The organism is Mesorhizobium sp. M0587 (assembly GCF_040320945.1).
In the GTDB taxonomy this organism is placed as follows: Bacteria; Pseudomonadota; Alphaproteobacteria; order Rhizobiales; family Rhizobiaceae; genus Mesorhizobium.
Window position 1 is genome coordinate 38559 of record NZ_JAMYQP010000014.1, and the last position, 17047, is coordinate 55605.

General features: G+C 62.6%; 18 protein-coding genes. 5 read left to right on the forward strand and 13 right to left on the reverse strand.

The genetic code is table 11. From position 1 onward, the window contains the following. The first annotated feature begins 17 nt into the window (after positions 1-17). Positions 18-935, forward strand: coding sequence for a pseudouridine-5'-phosphate glycosidase (locus tag NKI49_RS15140; protein ID WP_352602382.1), 918 nt, complete (start codon positions 18-20; stop codon positions 933-935). A 112-nt stretch (positions 936-1047) separates the two neighbouring features. On the opposite strand, the gene NKI49_RS15145 is transcribed toward NKI49_RS15140, so the two are convergent. After that, positions 1048-1371 (reverse strand): TfoX/Sxy family protein, encoded by a 324-nt coding sequence (locus tag NKI49_RS15145; protein ID WP_352602384.1) that lies wholly within the window; start codon positions 1369-1371, stop codon positions 1048-1050. A gap of 92 nt (positions 1372-1463) precedes the next feature. Here NKI49_RS15145 and NKI49_RS15150 point away from each other — a divergent pair, with 92 nt between their 5' ends. Beyond that, positions 1464-1961 carry a GFA family protein gene (locus NKI49_RS15150; protein WP_352602386.1) on the forward strand — a complete coding sequence of 166 codons (498 nt, stop codon included), beginning with the start codon at positions 1464-1466 and terminating at the stop codon, positions 1959-1961. Positions 1962-2087: 126 nt separating this feature from the next. Here NKI49_RS15150 and sufA read toward each other — a convergent pair whose 3' ends face one another. The 8 genes from sufA to NKI49_RS15190 all read right to left on the reverse strand — a co-directional run bounded on the left by sufA (position 2088) and on the right by NKI49_RS15190 (position 9848). After that, the gene (sufA, locus tag NKI49_RS15155) at positions 2088-2468 is read right to left on the reverse strand and encodes a Fe-S cluster assembly scaffold SufA (protein WP_352602388.1); all 381 of its coding nucleotides are present in this window, start codon (positions 2466-2468) and stop codon (positions 2088-2090) included. A 112-nt stretch (positions 2469-2580) separates the two neighbouring features. Beyond that, positions 2581-2973, reverse strand: a complete 393-nt coding sequence (locus NKI49_RS15160; RefSeq protein ID WP_027028098.1) for an SUF system Fe-S cluster assembly protein — start codon at positions 2971-2973, stop codon at positions 2581-2583. Between the two features lie 5 nt (positions 2974-2978). Continuing rightward, positions 2979-4220 carry a cysteine desulfurase gene (locus NKI49_RS15165; RefSeq protein ID WP_352602391.1) on the reverse strand — a complete coding sequence of 414 codons (1242 nt, stop codon included), beginning with the start codon at positions 4218-4220 and terminating at the stop codon, positions 2979-2981. Positions 4221-4265: 45 nt separating this feature from the next. After that, entirely contained in the window at positions 4266-5534 is a 1269-nt protein-coding gene (gene sufD, locus NKI49_RS15170) for a Fe-S cluster assembly protein SufD (protein WP_352602393.1), read from the reverse strand. A gap of 40 nt (positions 5535-5574) precedes the next feature. Further along, the gene (gene sufC, locus NKI49_RS15175) at positions 5575-6330 is read right to left on the reverse strand and encodes a Fe-S cluster assembly ATPase SufC (RefSeq protein ID WP_352602395.1); all 756 of its coding nucleotides are present in this window, start codon (positions 6328-6330) and stop codon (positions 5575-5577) included. 80 nt (positions 6331-6410) lie between these two features. Next, positions 6411-6752 (reverse strand): GIY-YIG nuclease family protein, encoded by a 342-nt coding sequence (locus NKI49_RS15180; protein ID WP_352602397.1) that lies wholly within the window; start codon positions 6750-6752, stop codon positions 6411-6413. 226 nt (positions 6753-6978) lie between these two features. Further along, a complete protein-coding gene (gene sufB, locus NKI49_RS15185; protein WP_352602399.1) occupies positions 6979-8496 on the reverse strand; it encodes a Fe-S cluster assembly protein SufB in 1518 nt (505 codons plus the stop codon). A 188-nt stretch (positions 8497-8684) separates the two neighbouring features. Further along, positions 8685-9848, reverse strand: a complete 1164-nt coding sequence (locus NKI49_RS15190; protein ID WP_352602401.1) for a cysteine desulfurase family protein — start codon at positions 9846-9848, stop codon at positions 8685-8687. Between the two features lie 238 nt (positions 9849-10086). On the opposite strand from NKI49_RS15190, the gene NKI49_RS15195 reads away from it, so the two are divergent. Both NKI49_RS15195 and NKI49_RS15200 read left to right on the forward strand, forming a co-directional pair. Beyond that, a complete protein-coding gene (locus NKI49_RS15195) occupies positions 10087-10761 on the forward strand; it encodes an alpha/beta hydrolase (RefSeq protein ID WP_027028091.1) in 675 nt (224 codons plus the stop codon). Between the two features lie 24 nt (positions 10762-10785). Next, entirely contained in the window at positions 10786-11436 is a 651-nt protein-coding gene (locus NKI49_RS15200) for an FMN-binding negative transcriptional regulator (RefSeq protein WP_352602404.1), read from the forward strand. A gap of 70 nt (positions 11437-11506) precedes the next feature. On the opposite strand, the gene NKI49_RS15205 is transcribed toward NKI49_RS15200, so the two are convergent. The 4 genes from NKI49_RS15205 to NKI49_RS15220 all read right to left on the reverse strand — a co-directional run bounded on the left by NKI49_RS15205 (position 11507) and on the right by NKI49_RS15220 (position 15182). Beyond that, on the reverse strand, positions 11507-12328 hold the full coding sequence (locus NKI49_RS15205; protein WP_352602406.1) for a phosphatase PAP2 family protein: 822 nt from the start codon (positions 12326-12328) through the stop codon (positions 11507-11509). A gap of 45 nt (positions 12329-12373) precedes the next feature. Further along, positions 12374-14023, reverse strand: coding sequence for an ArnT family glycosyltransferase (locus tag NKI49_RS15210; RefSeq protein ID WP_352602408.1), 1650 nt, complete (start codon positions 14021-14023; stop codon positions 12374-12376). A 96-nt stretch (positions 14024-14119) separates the two neighbouring features. Beyond that, on the reverse strand, positions 14120-14455 hold the full coding sequence (locus NKI49_RS15215) for a lipid-A-disaccharide synthase N-terminal domain-containing protein (RefSeq protein ID WP_027028088.1): 336 nt from the start codon (positions 14453-14455) through the stop codon (positions 14120-14122). After that, positions 14448-15182, reverse strand: coding sequence for a glycosyltransferase family 2 protein (locus tag NKI49_RS15220; RefSeq protein WP_352602410.1), 735 nt, complete (start codon positions 15180-15182; stop codon positions 14448-14450). The genes NKI49_RS15215 and NKI49_RS15220 overlap by 8 nt, the downstream gene beginning before the upstream one ends. 364 nt (positions 15183-15546) lie before the next feature. Between NKI49_RS15220 and tyrS the strand changes: the two genes are divergently transcribed. Further along, positions 15547-16800, forward strand: coding sequence for a tyrosine--tRNA ligase (gene tyrS / locus NKI49_RS15225; protein ID WP_352602412.1), 1254 nt, complete (start codon positions 15547-15549; stop codon positions 16798-16800). Positions 16801-17047 lie beyond the last annotated feature (247 nt).

Genomic DNA, 17047 nt, shown 5'->3' on the forward strand with positions numbered 1-17047 from the left:
CCGGATTGGAGATCCAGATGACCCCAGAGACCGCCCGCCCCTTCATCGATGTCCACGCGCCGGTGGCGCAAGCCCTGGCCGCCGGGCAGCCTGTCGTGGCGCTGGAAAGCACCATCATCACCCATGGCATGCCCTATCCCGACAATGGCGCCATGGCGGCGGACGTCGAAAAGATCATCACCGATGGCGGCGCGGTGCCGGCGACGATCGCCGTGGTCGGCGGCCGCATCAAGATCGGCCTCTCCGACGGCGAGCGCGAATCGCTGGCCATGACCGGCGATGCCATGAAGCTGTCGCGCGCCGATCTCGGATTTGCCGTGGCGCAAGGGCGCACCGGCGGCACCACGGTCGCCGCCACAATGATCGCGGCGCATATGGTCGGCATAAAAGTGTTCGCCACCGGCGGCATCGGCGGCGTGCACAAGGGCGCGGAAAAGAGTTTCGATATTTCCGCCGACCTCGACGAACTGGCCCGCACGCCGGTCATCGTCGTCTCGGCCGGCGCCAAGGCCATCCTCGACATCGAGAAGACCTTGGAGGTGCTGGAGACGCGCGGCGTGCCCGTGGTCGGCCATGGCTGCGAAACGATGCCGGCCTTCTGGTCCAGGCATTCGCCGTTCCGCGCGCCGCTGACCTTGCAAAAGCCGGAAGACATCGCGCATTTCTACCTGACGCGGCAGGCGCTGGGGCTGGCGGGCGGCATGCTGATCGCCAACCCGGTGCCCGAGGGCCACGAAATCCCGGCCGACGAGATGGCGGGCTATATCGACGCGGCACAAAAGGCCGCCGAGGCTCTCAACGTGACCGGCAAGGCGGTGACGCCGTTCCTGCTGTCGAAAATCCTCGAACTGACCGGCGGCAGGAGCCTGAAGACCAACATCGCGCTGGTCGAGAACAACGCCAGGCTGGCGGCGCGGATTGCGAAGGCGCTGTAGTACTCGGATATTCAAGCGGCAGCACATGGCCAATCGCGACTGCCGCGTTCCGTCACGTCCCTCGGCATTTCCGAAAAATTCGGTACAGCCGGAACGCTCGAAAGTCTCCGTGTCACTTCCCCGCTCGCCGCCCCGCCTCGTAAGCGCGGCGCGCCCAGACCGTCATCTCGTCGGGATCGTCAAAGGCGCTGTCGGGAATGCTCCAGTAGGGCATGGAGACGAGCTTGCCGTGGCGCGAGCCGGTATAGGTCCATTGCCGGCAGCCGGCGGCTTCGAAGTCCGGCACACTTTGCTCGTCGGCCTTCAGCATCAATTCGCCGCGCAGCACGATGGCGACGATGACGCCGTCGAAATAGATGCCCTTGCCGCCGAACAGCTTGCGGATGCTGACGGCGCCCAGGCCCTCGAAAAGTTCGGCGATGCGTTCATTGTCCATGCCGCGATCATGTCATCGCTGCCGGCGCTTGTCATCGCCGCAACCAAAACGCTGCTGACAGGTTGAAAGACCGTCGATCGGAGTCTCCCATCATGCCTGTTCTGCTCAAGGGGTCCTGCCGCTGCAATGCCGTTCGTTTCGAGGTGGAGAGCCACACGCCGGTGCCGTTCATGCTGTGCTACTGCTCGATCTGCCGCAAGCAGCAAGGCGGCGGCGGTTTCGCCATCAATCTCGGCGCCAACTATGAGACGCTGAACGTCAGGGGCAAGAGCAGCCTCGGCGTCTACCGGGCCGAGATCGAGGATGACGAGCATCCGCGCTGCGAGATATCGACCGGCGAGCGCAATTTCTGCCGCAGATGCGGATCGGCGCTGTGGCTCTACGACCCGACCTGGCCGGAACTCGTGCACCCCTTCGCCTCGGCGATCGACAGCGACCTGCCGAAGCCGCCCGAAAAGGTGCATCTGATGCTGAAATACAAGGCGAACTGGGTCGAGCCCGACGTCGGACCGAACGACAAGGTGTTCGACGTCTACCCGGAGGAACCCATCGCCGACTGGCACAAGCGAACGGGAATGTGGGTGGAGTAGCGCTCTTCGCCCCGTTCACGGGGACAAGATTCCCGGCAGCGGTGCGGCGCGAACTAACGAGAGCTGGCGCCGCCCCTCATCCTGCCCTTCGGGCCACCTTCTCCCCGTAAACGGGGCGAAGGAAGGTCAGGCGGAGGCGCGTGCTTCGGCCAGGGCCTTGAGATCGGCCGGCTTCAATTCGACGGATTCACCGCAGCCGCAGGCCGAGCTCTGGTTCGGGTTGCGGAAGGTGAAGCCGGTACGCAGCGTCGTCTGCTCGAAATCCATCTCGGTGCCGAACAGGAAAAGGGCTGCCTCGGGCGCGACATAGACATGGGCGCCGTCGCGTTCGATATGGTCGTCCTTGGTGTTGGGCTCGGTCACCAGATCGACCGTGTATTCCATGCCGGCGCAGCCGCCCTTTTTGATGCCGAGGCGAATGCCATGCGCATTGTCGCGCGTGGCGACGATCTCGCGCACACGGTCAGCGGCCTTTTCGGTCATCGTGATGACGGCAAAGCGTGCCATGTCTTTTCCTTTTCCATTCCATGCAGGTTCAAGGCCTGCCGAATGATTCCTCACCTAAAATGGTGAAGTTTTTCCACTGGCGCAAGTGCGCCGATCTTTGTCAGGCTCGACGCTAATACCAGCCTACCGCCACCTGCGCCTCTTCCGACATGCGGTCGGGCGACCAAGGCGGATCGAAGGTCATGTTGACCTCGACGCCGGAAACGCCTTCCACGGCGCCGACGGCATTTTCGACCCAGCCGGGCATTTCGCCGGCGACGGGGCAGCCCGGCGCGGTCAGCGTCATGTCGATCTTGACCGAGCGGTCGTCCTCGATATCGATCTTGTAGACGAGGCCGAGTTCGTAGATGTCGGCCGGGATTTCCGGGTCGTAGACCGTCTTCAGCGCCGAGACGATGTCGTCGGTCAACCGCGCCAGTTCATCGGCGGGGATGGCCGTCGCGGAAACGACGCCGTTGGCGGCGGTTTCCGGGGTGGTCTCGGCAGCGGTGCTCGCATCTTCCATGGTCGTCACCCGAAAAACTTGCGCGCTTTTTCCAGCGCATCGGCCAAAGCGTCGACTTCGGCCCTGGTGTTGTACATGCCGAACGATGCCCTGCATGTGGAGGTTACGCCGAAGCGTTTCAACAGCGGCTGGGCGCAATGGGTGCCGGCGCGGACGGCAACGCCTTGCCGATCGATCACCATCGACACGTCATGGGCGTGAATGCCTTGCAGCTCGAAGGAGATGATGGCGCCCTTGTCAGGCGCATCGCCGAAGATGCGCAGCGAATTGATCGAACGCAGCCGCTCATGCGCATAGGCCTTGAGATCGGCTTCGTGGGCGGCGATGCGCTCGCGGCCGACCTTGTCCATGTAGTCGAGCGCCGCGCCCAGCCCGATCGCCTGGACGATCGGCGGCGTGCCGGCCTCGAAGCGGTGCGGCGGCTCGTTGTAGGTGACGATGTCTTCCGTCACCTCCTCGATCATCTCGCCGCCGCCCATGAACGGGCGCATGCCCGCAAGAATGTCCTTCTTGCCGTAGAGCACGCCGATGCCCGACGGGCCATAAACCTTGTGACCGGTGAAGACGAAGAAATCGCAGTCGAGATCCTGCACGTCAACAGGCATGTGGACGGCGCTCTGGCTGCCGTCGACGAGGACGGGAATTCCACGCGAATGCGCGATGCGCACGATCTCCTTGATCGGCGTCACCGTGCCCAGCGCATTCGACATCTGGGTGATGGCAACCAACTTGGTGCGGTCGGTCAGGCGCTTTTCGAATTCCTCGATGTGGAAGACGCCGAGATCGTCGACAGGCACCCAGACCAGCTTGGCGCCCTGCCGTTCGCGGATGAAATGCCACGGCACGATGTTGGAGTGGTGCTCCATGATCGACAGCACGATCTCGTCGCCCTCGCCGATATTGGGCATGGCATAGCCATAGGCGACCGTGTTGATGGCCGACGTGGTGTTCGAGGTGAAGACGATATTGTCGGTGCTTGGCGCGTTGAGAAAGCGGCGCACCGTCTCGCGCGCCTTTTCATAGGCGTCGGTGGCGGCATTGGACAGGAAATGCAGGCCACGATGGACGTTGGCGTATTCCTGAGAATACGCGTGCTGGATGGCGTCGAGCACGGCCTGCGGCTTCTGCGCCGAGGCGCCATTGTCGAGATAGACCAGCGGTTTTCCGTACACTTCCCGCGACAGGATCGGGAAGTCGCGGCGGATCGCCTCGACGTCATAGGGGATGTTTTCGACTTTCTGGTCCATCACAAGCTCTCTCGAGGCATCGCCTCATTCCGTCCCCTCATGCCATTAGCCGTGCGTCAAAAACCAGCCGTCGAGCCGCGTCTCCAGCGCCTCGACGATCGCCTCGTCGTCCAGTTCCTCGATCACCTCGGCGACGAAGGCTTTCACCAGCAACCCCCGCGCGGACTTCTCGTCGACGCCGCGCGCCATCAGGTAGAACAGATGGTTGTGATCGATTTCGGTGACGGTGGCGCCATGGCCGCAAACGACGTCGTCGGCGAAGATTTCGAGCTCGGGCTTGGTCGAAAACTCGCCATCGTCGGACAGCAGCAGCGTGTTGCAGGCCATCTTGGCGTTGGTCTTCTGCGCGTATTGATGGACGTTGATGCGACCCTGGAAGACGCCGCGCGCCTTGCCCGTCACCACATTGCGGATGACCTCTGTCGAGGTCGTATGCGGCACGGCATGGTCGAGCACCATGGTCACGTCGGTATGGGTGTCGCCGGCCAGGAGATTGATGCCACGCAGTTTGAAGTCGGCGCCTTCGCCGGTCGTCCTGACCACGATCTCCTGCCGAACGAGCTTGCCGCCGGCGTTCATGATGAACAGCGTCAGCTTCGCGTTCTTGCCGAGATGGGCCTTGAATTGCGCCAGATGCGTCGCCGTTTCCGGCTGCTCCTGGACGATCAGCCACGTCACCTCGGCATCCTCGCCGAGTACGAGCTGGCTGACCGAGCTCGTCAGCGCCGCACCCTCGCCGGCCTGGCGCTCGACGATGACGGCCTTGGCGCCGGCACCGACGCGCACCGGCAGGCGCACATGGGTCTGGCCGCCGGCCTGCAAATTCTGCAGCTCGATCGGCTTTTCCAGCTCGGTGCCATCGGCGATGTCGACAAAATAGCCGTCAGCGACGAAAGCGGTGTTCAGCGCGCCGATGGCATCGTCGCTGCCATAGCGGTCGAGCCCCGGCGCGATGCTTCCGTCGATCAGCTTTTCCGCCAGGCTTTGCACGGTAACGCCCGCGACGGCCGGCAGCTTCGTGCCGGACTTGCCGTTCAGGATCGGCAAAACGGTCGAGCCTTCCACGATCGGCGCAATGGCCTTGGCCAGCGCGGTCGGATCGAAGTCTGGGATCGCATTCAAGAGCCGGCGCAGGTCCGTGTAGTGCCAGGATTCGATGCGCCGCGTCGGCAGGCCGTGCTTGATCGATTCTATCGCGTCGTCGCGCTTCAGCATCACCGCGCCGTCGCCCGGCAGCAGCGACAGCCGGTCGCCGAACGCGCCGATCAACGCTGTTTCGGCCGGTGTCCGCTGCGGTTGTGTGTGCATGTTCATCAGTTTTGCCCCGCCTTTTGGCACAAAATGGCCCGGCATCTCACGCGGCTTGCCCGATCACGCCGGCATAGCCATTGGCTTCGAGGTCGAGCGCCAGCGACTTGTCGCCGGACTTGATCACCTGGCCCTTGTAGAGCACGTGCACACTGTCCGGCACGATGTGTTCGAGCAGGCGCTGGTAGTGGGTGATGACGACGATGGCCCGGTCGGGCGCGCGCAGCGCGTTGACGCCGTCGGAGACGATCTTCAGCGCATCGATGTCGAGGCCGGAATCGGTTTCGTCGAGCACGCAGAGTTTCGGTTCCAGGAGCTTCATCTGCAGGATCTCGGCGCGCTTCTTCTCGCCGCCGGAGAAGCCGACATTGAGCGGCCGCTTCAGCATCGCCATGTCCATGCTCAGCGAGGCGGCGGCTTCCTTCACCCGCTTGAGGAATTCCGGGATTTTCAGCGGTTCTTCGCCGCGCGCCTTGCGCTGCTCGTTCATCGCCACTTTCAGGAATTCCATGGTCGCCACGCCCGGTATCTCCATCGGATACTGGAAGGCGAGGAAGATGCCCGACGTGGCGCGCTCGGCCGGATCCATCTCGAGGATCGACTGGCCGTTGTAGAGGATGTCGCCTTCGGTGACCTCATAATCCTCGCGGCCGGCGAGGATGTAGGACAGCGTCGACTTTCCCGAACCGTTGGGCCCCATGATGGCGGCGACCTCGCCGGCTTTCACCGTCAGGTTCAGGCCGCGGATGATTTCGGTGCCGTCATCGACGATGCGGGCGTGCAGGTTCTTGATCTCAAGCATTTCCATTAGTCCTATCCGTAGCCGTCTGCCCGGCTAAACAATCAGCTTCTGCGCCCGACCAGTAGTACTCAAACGGTCTCTCAATTGTAGTCATGCCACATTCTCGTATTCGGATGAGGCCGATAGACATTCTCAATCTCATCAATGCTCTCATACAGATCCAGCCAAGTCGGGTTCAGGCCTTCAATCAGATTCGTCTTCCATTCACGGCGATAGCGCTTCAACGACTTTTCGCGCTGAATCGCGAGAATGATATTCGGGTGCCGTTCGAACCAACTCAGATTCTTTGCCTTGTATTTCGAGGTAAAACCTCGGTGCACATCATTACGGTGTTCCCATACTCGCGCATGCAAATCACTGGTTACACCAATGTAGATAACTCCACGCGGCTTATCGGACATCATGTAAACAAAGCCGGTCATTTTCCTGCGGATGACCGGTGCAAGGCGCCGGCATCCTTAAACTTGGCACCGTCATCCTCGGGCTTGTCCCGAGGATCTACCCGCCTCTCAATACCGATCGCGCCATATCCTTGTTGGACAGCAGATCCTCGGGACAAGCCCGAGGATGACGGCGCGGAACTCAGAGATGACGGCGCCAAATCCGAGCCTGACAGTGCTAAGCTCAGAGATGAAAAGCCAGAACTCATCATCCCACACTCCCCTCGAGCGAAATCCCTATCAGCTTCTGCGCCTCGACGGCGAATTCCATCGGCAGCTGCTGGATGACGTCCTTGACGAAGCCGTTGACGATCAGCGCGATCGCTTCCTCTTCGGGGATGCCGCGCTGCATGACGTAGAATTTCTGATCCTCGGAAATCTTCGAGGTCGTCGCTTCGTGCTCGAACTGCGCCGTCGAGTTCTTGGCTTCCATGTAAGGCACGGTGTGCGCGCCGCACTGGTCGCCGATCAGAAGCGAGTCGCAATTGGTGAAGTTGCGGGCGTTGGTCGCCTTGCGGTGCGCCGAGACCTGGCCGCGATAGGTGTTCTGCGAGTAGCCCGCGGCGATGCCCTTGGAGATGATGCGGCTCGACGTGTTCTTGCCGAGATGGATCATCTTGGTGCCGCTATCGACCTGCTGATAGCCGTTCGACACGGCGATCGAATAGAACTCGCCGGAGGAATCGTCGCCGCGCAGGATGCAGCTCGGATACTTCCAGGTGATCGCCGAGCCGGTCTCGACCTGCGTCCACGAAATCTTCGAGCGGTGGCCACGGCAGTCGCCGCGCTTGGTGACGAAATTGTAGATGCCGCCCTTGCCCTCGGCGTCGCCGGGATACCAGTTCTGCACCGTCGAATATTTGATCTCGGCATCATCGAGCGCCACCAGTTCGACGACAGCTGCATGCAGCTGGTTCTCGTCGCGCTGCGGCGCCGTGCAGCCTTCGAGATAGGAGACGTAGGCCCCCTCCTCAGCGATGATCAGCGTGCGCTCGAACTGGCCGGTGTTCTTCTCGTTCATACGGAAATAGGTCGACAGCTCCATCGGGCAGCGCACGCCCTTGGGCACGAAGACGAAAGAACCGTCGGTGAACACGGCTGAATTCAGCGTGGCGTAGAAATTGTCGGAGGTCGGCACCACGGAACCGAGGTACTTCTTCACCAGCTCCGGATGCTCGCGGATGGCTTCCGAGATCGAGCAGAAGATGACGCCGGCCTGCGCCAGCTCCTTCTTGAAGGTGGTGACGACGGACACGGAATCGAACACCGCGTCGACAGCGACGCGGCCCGATTTGTAGACGTTGTCGCTGACTTCCTCGAGTTCCGAAGCGTCGGTCTTCTGCACGCCGGCGAGGATTTCCTGCTCCCTCAACGGAATGCCGAGCTTTTCGTAAACCTTCAGCAGCTCGGGATCGACATCGCTGAGCGAGGTCGGGCCGGGCGTGCTCTTCGGCGCCGCATAGTAGTAGAGGTCCTGGAAATCGATCTTCGGATAGTGAACGCGCGCCCAGGTCGGCTCGTCCAGCGTCAGCCAGCGGCGATAGGCTTCCAGGCGCCATTCCAGCATCCAGGACGGCTCATCCTTCTTCGCCGAAATGAAGCGGATAATGTCTTCGCTAAGCCCCTTTGGGGCTTTGTCCATCGCGATTTCGGTCTGGAATCCATATTTATACTGATCGACGTCGATCTTTCGGACCCGATCGATCGTGTCCTGCACAGCAGGCATAAGCGTTCTCCATCCACGCCGGGGTCAAGGCCCGACAGTTTTCAAACTATGGCACCGCCGGAATCGAACACCGAAACGGCATCCGCGGCAGCGTAAGTTTCATATAGTGCATTTCGACCGGAAATTCACCCGGCCAGCATGAAACGCACGGCTCTACCAGGCCGAAAGGCCCAAAATCGTCCAACCGCCTAAGCGGCCTTTTCCTTGTCCGCCCTGCGCGCGGCTATCCCGGCAAGCGCTTCGCGGAACAGCTCGATGTCCTCGGCGCCGGTCACCCGGCCGATCGACACCCGCAAGGCGCCAAGGCCGTCACCGTGCCCCATGGCTTTCAGCACATGGCTCGGCCCGACCTTGCCAGACGAGCAGGCGGAGCCGGCCGACAGCGCGACGCCGGCCAGATCGAAGGCGATCTGCGCGGTTTCGGCCTTGATGCCGGGAATAGCGAAGAATGTCGTGTTGGCAAGCCTTGGCGCACCGGTTCCAAAGATTTCCGCCTCCGGTACCAGCATTTTCACGACGGCTTCGATCTCGTCGCAACGCAGCCGCACCGCCTCCATGGCCGGCAGGCCGTCAAGTGCCTCGCGCGCGGCCGCGCCAAAACCAGCGATGGCGGCGAGGTTTTCCGTGCCGCCGCGATGGCCCTTTTCCTGGCCGCCGCCATTGATCAGCGGCTTCGGCATCATCAGGTCGGCCGCGGCGACGATGGCGCCAACCCCCTTGGGGCCGCCGATCTTGTGCGAGGACAGAATGAGGTAATCGGCGTAACCCGCTGACATATCGATCGAAACGCGGCCCGCGGCCTGAACGGCGTCGACCACGAGAACACCGCCCGCCGCCTTGACGATTTCGGCGATGCGATCGATCGGCTGGATGACGCCGGTCTCGTTGTTGGCGGCATGGATGGCAACCAGCGGCAGGCCGTCGGCCTTGTCATGACGGGCAAGTGCCCTCGCCAAAGCGTCGAGGTCGGCGATCCCGTCGGCGTCGACGCCGATCCGCGTCACCTCTGCCGCCGGGAAGCGACCGCCATTCAACAGGCAGGGATGATCGGCCTCGGACACATAGAGCCGGCTCATGCGCACGCTGCCGCGGCCCATCCGCCAGTCTGGCGTCAGCAGCGTCGAGGCGGCTTCCGTCGCGCCGGAGGTGAACACGACATGCTCGGCCCTGGCATTGACCAGCGCCGCCACGTCGCGCCTCGCGGTCTCGATCAGGCGTCGCGCGGCGCGACCTTCAGCGTGAACCGACGACGGATTGGCGGCGACGTCCAGAGCCGCGACCATGGCCTCGCGCGCCGCGGCAAGCAGCGGCGCACTGGCATTATAGTCGAGATAGGCGCGCTTTCCGGCCATTTTCGTCCAGTTAGTCCCTTCCGAAGCCATTCCGCTGGCTTATCGCGTTATTTCCTTGAAATTCCAAGGTGAGCCGTCCTATTTACGCGGCTTGCGGCGCGGGTGGCCGGCTCGATGTCTGGCCACTCAGTTTTGAACAGTTCTAAACTAGCTTCTAAGAAGACGCTCGCCCTGCGTCAAGGCCAGAGGAAAGACATGTTCCGGGCGCCGCGCATTCGTATACCAAGTGGAGTATTTCATGCCTGAGGTCATTTTCACCGGTCCGGCCGGCCGCCTGGAGGGACGCTATCAGCCCTCGAAGGAAAAGAGCGCGCCGATCGCCATTGTGTTGCACCCGCATCCGCAGTTCGGCGGAACAATGAACAACAAGATCGTCTACGATCTCTTTTATATGTTCCAGAAGCGGGATTTCACCACCCTTCGCTTCAATTTCCGCGGCATCGGCCGCAGCCAGGGCGAATTCGATCACGGCACCGGCGAATTGTCGGATGCGGCCGCAGCGCTTGACTGGGTGCAGTCGCTGCACCCGGATTCGAAGAGCTGCTGGGTCGCCGGTTATTCCTTCGGCTCGTGGATCGGCATGCAGTTGCTGATGCGCCGGCCCGAGATCGAAGGTTTCATTTCGATCGCGCCGCAGCCCAACACCTATGATTTCTCCTTCCTGGCGCCCTGCCCCTCCTCCGGGCTGATCATCCATGGCGATGCCGACAAGGTGGCGCCGCCAAAGGACGTGCAGGGCCTGGTCGATAAGCTGCACACGCAAAAGGGCATCACCATCACGCAGAAGACCTTGCCCGGCGCCAACCATTTCTTCGCCAACGACGCCGACGTGTTGATCGAGGAATGCGCTGACTATCTCGATCGCCGGCTGGCGGGCGAGTTGTCGGATCCGCGGCCGAAGCGGCTGAGATAGACAAGGTAAGGCGTGAGCAGGGATATGTACGAGCCTCCTCATTTCCAGGAAACACGGCCGGAAGTGCTGCACGGCCTGATCAGGGCGTATCCGCTCGGCATGCTTGTCTCGAATGGCCCCGACGGTCCGGTCGCCAACGCGGTTCCGTTCCTGCTCGACGCTGACGCGCAACCCAACGGCAGGCTGCGCGCCCATCTGGCCCGGGCCAACCCGCAATGGCGCCTCATCGCCGACAATCCGGCATCGCCCGTGCTGATCGTCTTCCAGGGCACCGATGCCTATGTGACGCCGTCCTGGTACGAGACCAAGCGCGAGACCGGCAAGGTGGTGCCGACCTGGAACTATGCCATCGTGCAGGTGCGCGGCACGGCCAAAGTGATCGACGACCAGGACTGGCTGGCGCGGCAGATCGCCGACCTGACCGCGTCCCAGGAAGGCAGCCGCGAGGCGCCCTGGGCGGTGACCGACGCGCCCGCGCCCTTCATCCAGTCGCAGATCAAGGGCATTATCGGGCTGGAGATCGAGATCAGCGAAATCCACGGCAAGTGGAAGGTCAGCCAGAACCGTCCGGTCGCCGATCGCGCCGGCGTTGCGCAAGGGCTTGAAAGCGAGACGATCAATTCGTCCGACATGGTTCGCCTGGTAAGGTCCTACGGCGGTCTGGACGGCAATTAAGGCGGTTGTTGACCCAACTCCGGACGGAAAAAAGCGTTTCGCACTTTTCCTGGAATGCTCTGGCGGCCGTCTATCTTTCTGGGGCAATCAGCCGGAAGGACGCTTTGCGAACCGGCAAGCCCGACGCTGCCGGGCGGAAGATGAAGCCGAGCCGGGCAAAGACTATGCCGCAGACCAGTGCGAAGGCGCAGCCGAGGCCGAAGCCGGCGACGGTGTCGCTTGGGTAATGCGCGCCGACGAAGACCCTGGTCGAGGCGATGCAGGCGGTGATCGCCAGCGCGACGTACCAGCGCCGCGGAAACAACAGCAGAAGAATGCCGAACACGGCGCCCATCGTCGTGGCATGGCCGGACGGAAAGCCGGCGAAGCGGGCGTCGAAAGCGAAGGGACGCAGCGACAGCACGCCGAAATCCTGGAAGTAGAGCGGGCGAGCCCGGCCGATCGCATATTTCAGCAAATTGACCGTCAGCCCGGACAGGCCGACGGCGCTCAGCACCAGAAAAGCCAGGCAGGTCCAGTTGTAGACCAACATCAGCGATCGTCGCGACAGGCTTCGCCAATCGGTCAGATTGGCCGCGGCGAGAAAAAGCGCCGACGGGATGAGATACCAGCCGCCAAGGCCGAATTGCGTGAAGAAGTCGGCAAGCCGAGCGAAATTTGCCGACCACTGGCCGTGAAGCATCCCGGCCGGCGTGTCGAGGCGAACAAACGCCAGCGCCGTCAGCAAGACCCAGACCAGCCCCCAGACCTGCCACACGATGTTCGGGTATCTGGCGGGACGAGACGCAAAGCGCCCCTTCGCGATCCGCATCGTATCGCGAAAATTGTCGAGGGATCGGCGCCCCACCCCAAGGAGCAGGCCGGAAACGGACGGGCGCGATTTCACCAGCATTGGAAACTCGACCCCATTGTTGCCGTCATGGGCATCGACGAGCCGTCATTGGGTCACACGATAGAGACCGAGCGTCAGTTTGTCTCCCGAGGAATAGTTAAGCCCATCGATTTGGGTCAGGCGGTTCGCCGATTTGCCCTGTGCCGCCAGCAGTCCATTCAATTTCTGCTCGTCCCCGATCTGCGCCAGCGCCAGCGCACAGGCGGGGTCGGCAAGCAGATGCCTGGCGACGCCATCGACATCGGTCAGGACCGTTTTCGTGCCCACCAGGAACACCAGGCTCGGTTCATGATATTCCGCCGAGGCCAGCACCGTGGTGTCGCAAGGCTTGTTGGCGCGCATCGCTTCCTCGATCGCCGGGCTTAGCCAGATCGGCTTAAGGGACGGCGCAATGACGCCGAACAGTAAGGCATAGGTGATGCCCGCACAGACCGCGACCGCGCCGATACGGCGCAGCGGCACCTGCAACTGCCAGGAAAAAGCGAAGTAGCCGGCGCCGAGCGCTGCCGCGGCAGCCGGAATGCTCCACCAGGAGAACGTGCCGGCGAGATAGAGCGGTGCTCCGACGCAGACCGCCGCCAGGCCGAGGCTGACCACGACCAGGCCGAATGCGGTCGACCACCACAGCCAATCCTGCCAGCGCTTGAGCGGCGCGTTGGCGTCCTGCGGCGACAGTGTCAGCAGCCAGCCGATCAGCAACGCCATGCCGGGATAGGCCGGCAGGACATAATGCGGCAGTTTGGTCGGGATCAGCTCGAACACCAGCCAGAACGGAATGTACCAGGCCAGGCAGAAGCGCAGCCGGGGGTCGTCGCGCAACCGGTTGAGGGCCTGGAGCCCGGCGCCGACCGCTATCAGCCCGAACGGCCACATGAACAGCGAATAGGTCAGCATGTAGAAGCCGGGCGGCAGGCCATGCGATTCCTCGCCCGACGCGACCTTGCCGAGCATGTCCTTGCCGACGGCCTGCTGCAGGAAAGCGCCATGGCTTTTCCAGGTGATCAGGGCAAGCCAGGGCAACACGATCAGCACAACAAGCGCCAGGCCGCGCCCAATCCTCAGCTTCGACAGCCAGCGCCCGTCGCGCTCGAAGGCGAACAGCACCGCGATGGTCAGCGCCGACAGCAGCGGGCCGATCGGCCCCTTGATAAGGATCGCCGCGCCCTGCGCTATCCAGAAGATCCACCAGAGATGGCCGGCGGCCGGTTCGTTGCGGCGCGATGCCAGGTAGATCTGCGCCAGCGCGCCTTGCGCCGCCACGCAACAGGCCAGCAGCATCGCATCGGTCTTGGCGTCGCGGCCCTCGAAAGCGGTGGCGAAGATCGCGGCCATCACCAGACCGGCGGCGATGCCGGCACTGGCTCCGAACAGATTGGTGCCGGTCCAGGCGATGGCCAGCACCGCAATGGCGATGCCAAGCGCCGAGACCGTGCGGTAGACCCAGATCGGTGCTTCGGCGCCCTTGCCGCTCAGCATCACGGCCGCCGATTGCAGCCAGTAGATGCCGATCGGCTTCTGGTAGCGCGAGGCATCCTGAAAGCGGATGTCGACATAGTCGCCGCTCTCGACCATCTGCTTGGTGGCCTGGACGAAGCGTGGCTCGTCGCGGTCGAGCGGCGGCATGGATGCCAGTCCCGAAACCATCATTACCAGGCTGAACAGGAAGAGAAGGATGTAATTCCTGTTTAACGCCATGTTTCAGCCTCTCCGATCATTTGCGTCATGCATGTCGCCCAAAGTGTGCAGCGGTTTGGCAAAGCGACATGCAAAAAGAATTATCTGACGGGCTGCTCAATCGACCTTGGTCATCGCCGCCGCCTTGCGCTCGTTGGCGATCAGCCAAAGATTGCGGATGTAAATGAACATGCCCAGAGCCTGGCCGGCGATGAACACCGGATCCTGCCGCTGAATGGCATAGATCAGCAGCAGGCCGCCACCGAACAGCGAAAAGAACCAGAAGGCGACCGGCACGACGCTGCGCTTGGCCTTTTCGGAGGCGAGCCACTGCACGACGAAACGCATGCTGAAGAAGAACTGGGCGACGAAGCCGAGCAGGACCCACGCGTCGAATTGCTTGATGAAGACCTGGTGAAGCCAGGTCGCCAATTCCTGAAGCACGCTACCCATGCCTGATTTCCTCTACTTTTGGCATCCTGCGGCGCCGGCGGCGCAGCCACCAGACACCGCCGAGATCGAGCGCGCCCTGCAGGCCGCGATCGAAAATGCCGTAGTTCGACTTGCCGTGCCGGCGCGAGCGGTCGATGACGTCGCAATGCACGACCCGGTACCCTTCCTGGATGACCAGCGCCGGGACGAAGCGATGGGTGCCGTCGAAGAACGGCAGTTTGCGCAAGATGTCGGTATGAATCGCCTTCAGGCCGCAGCCGGTGTCGCGCGTCTCGTCATGCAGGATGGCGTTTCTCAGCCAATTGGCGAAGCGTGACGCCAGTTGCTTGACCTTGCTGTCGCGCCGCTTGAGGCGCTGCCCCTGCGCGGCGCCGAAATCGGGGCCGGCCCGCCGAAGCGCATCGACCAAGACCGGAATGTATTGCGGGTCGTTCTGGCCGTCGCCATCGATCGTGGCGACGATGCCGCCGCGCGCCGCCCAGGCGCCCGAACGCACCGAAAGGCTCTGGCCTGCGGAGTTCCGGTGCCGCAATTCCCGCACGGGAAAGGGCCGAAGCGCCGACTGCTCGGCCAGCACGGCAGTGGTTTCGTCGGTCGAACCGTCATTGACGATGATCAGTTCGAAGTCGCGCCCGGCCATCGCCGCCTCGATCTCGTCGATCAGCAGCGGCAGGTTCGCCGCCTCGTTCCTGCAAGGAATGACGATGGATATCAATGCGTCCGGCATGTCGCGTGGGGCTCTGTCGTCGGATATGGCATTGGGTCGATGCCGTGCGGTGCCGCTTGAGGTCGTGGGCTGCAAGGACCTTTTGGCGCGCGCCTCATTACGCCAGCCGAAACAATGAAGCAAGCATTCGCGCCGGAAGGCGCGTTGCAGCGTTTCAACAACGGGTGATCGCCTCCGCGTCCTACAACCTCGGCGCCAGATCCAACGCAAAACCGGATTCCACTTTTGCTGATCGCGACCCCTCGTCGACGCGCGATCCAACGCAAAACCGGGATTCCACTTTTGCTGATCGCGCTTGGATGCTAAACGCGCGCGTTCACATACGCCCGCGCCGGACCGGCCGGGCGCTTTCGGGAAAGAAAACATGCCTGCCTTCAAGTCCGATTTCCTGCGCACGATGAACGAGCGCGGTTTCATCCACCAGACTTCGGATGATTCCGGCCTCGACAATCTCTTCGCCACGGAGACGGTGACGGCCTATATCGGCTTCGACGCGACCGCCAAGAGCCTGCATGCCGGCTCGCTGATCCAGATCATGATGCTGCACTGGCTGCAGCAGACGGGTCATCGGCCGATCGCGCTGATGGGCGGCGGCACCTCGATGATCGGCGACCCGTCCTTCAAGGACGAGGCTCGCAAGCTCCTGACCCCGCAGGATATCGACGACAATCTCGCCGGCATCCGCCGCAACTTCATGCCGTACCTCAAATTTGGAAGCGGCCCGAATGACGCTATCATGGTCAACAATGCCGACTGGCTGATGGAGATCAACTACGTCAATTTCCTGCGCGACGTCGGCCGTCACTTTTCCGTCAATCGCATGCTCGCGTTCGATTCCGTCAAGCTCCGGCTCGATCGCGAGCAGTCGCTGTCGTTCCTCGAATTCAACTACATGATCCTGCAGGCCTATGATTTCGTCGAGCTCCACAAGCGCCTCGGCTGCCGCTTGCAGATGGGCGGCTCCGACCAGTGGGGCAACATCATCAACGGCATCGATCTCGGCCGCCGCATGGAGGACGCGCAACTCTATGCGCTGACCACGCCGTTGCTCACCACCTCATCCGGCGCCAAGATGGGCAAGTCGGCCTCGGGCGCGGTCTGGCTCGATGCGGACATGCTGAGCCCCTACGAATTCTGGCAATACTGGCGCAACACCGAGGATGCCGACGTCGGCCGTTTCCTGAAACTTTATACGACGCTGCCGTTGGGCGAAGTCGCGCGCCTGGAGCAACTCGGCGGATCCGAGATCAACGAGGCGAAGAAGGTGCTTGCCACCGAGATCACCGGCTTGCTGCACGGTCGTGCTGCCGCCGAACAAGCCAGCGACACGGCGCGCAAGACGTTCGAGGAAGGCGCGCTCGCTGAAACCCTGCCGACCGTCGAGGTGGACAAGGCAGCGCTTGAAGCCGGGCTTGGCGTGTTGTCGCTGCTCGTAACCGCCGGGCTGGCGGCGTCGAATGGTGAGGCGCGGCGGCATGTGCAAGGTGGCGCCGTGCGCCTGAACGACCAGCCGGTCAGCGACGAGCGCCGGCTGGTGACATCTCAGGATTTGAGTCCGGAAAACGTCGTAAAGCTTTCACTCGGCAGGAAAAAGCACATTCTGGTGCGGCCGGTCTGAGCCAAATTGGATCAGCTTCGCAGGTATTTGACCAGCGCGGCTATACCGAGCACAAGCGTGATGAAAACCAGGACCCAAATGAGCGCCATGCCGCCCATCATCTAAGCCGAGCCATCCATCATGGCAATCATCCTCCATGGGTGACGAGAGCCAGCCTCGCCGGCGCGCTTCGGCGATTGCAGGGTGAACTAGGTCGCCGCGCAAGCCCGTCAAGGCGACGAGGATTCCGGTTGGCGAGCGGCGGCGC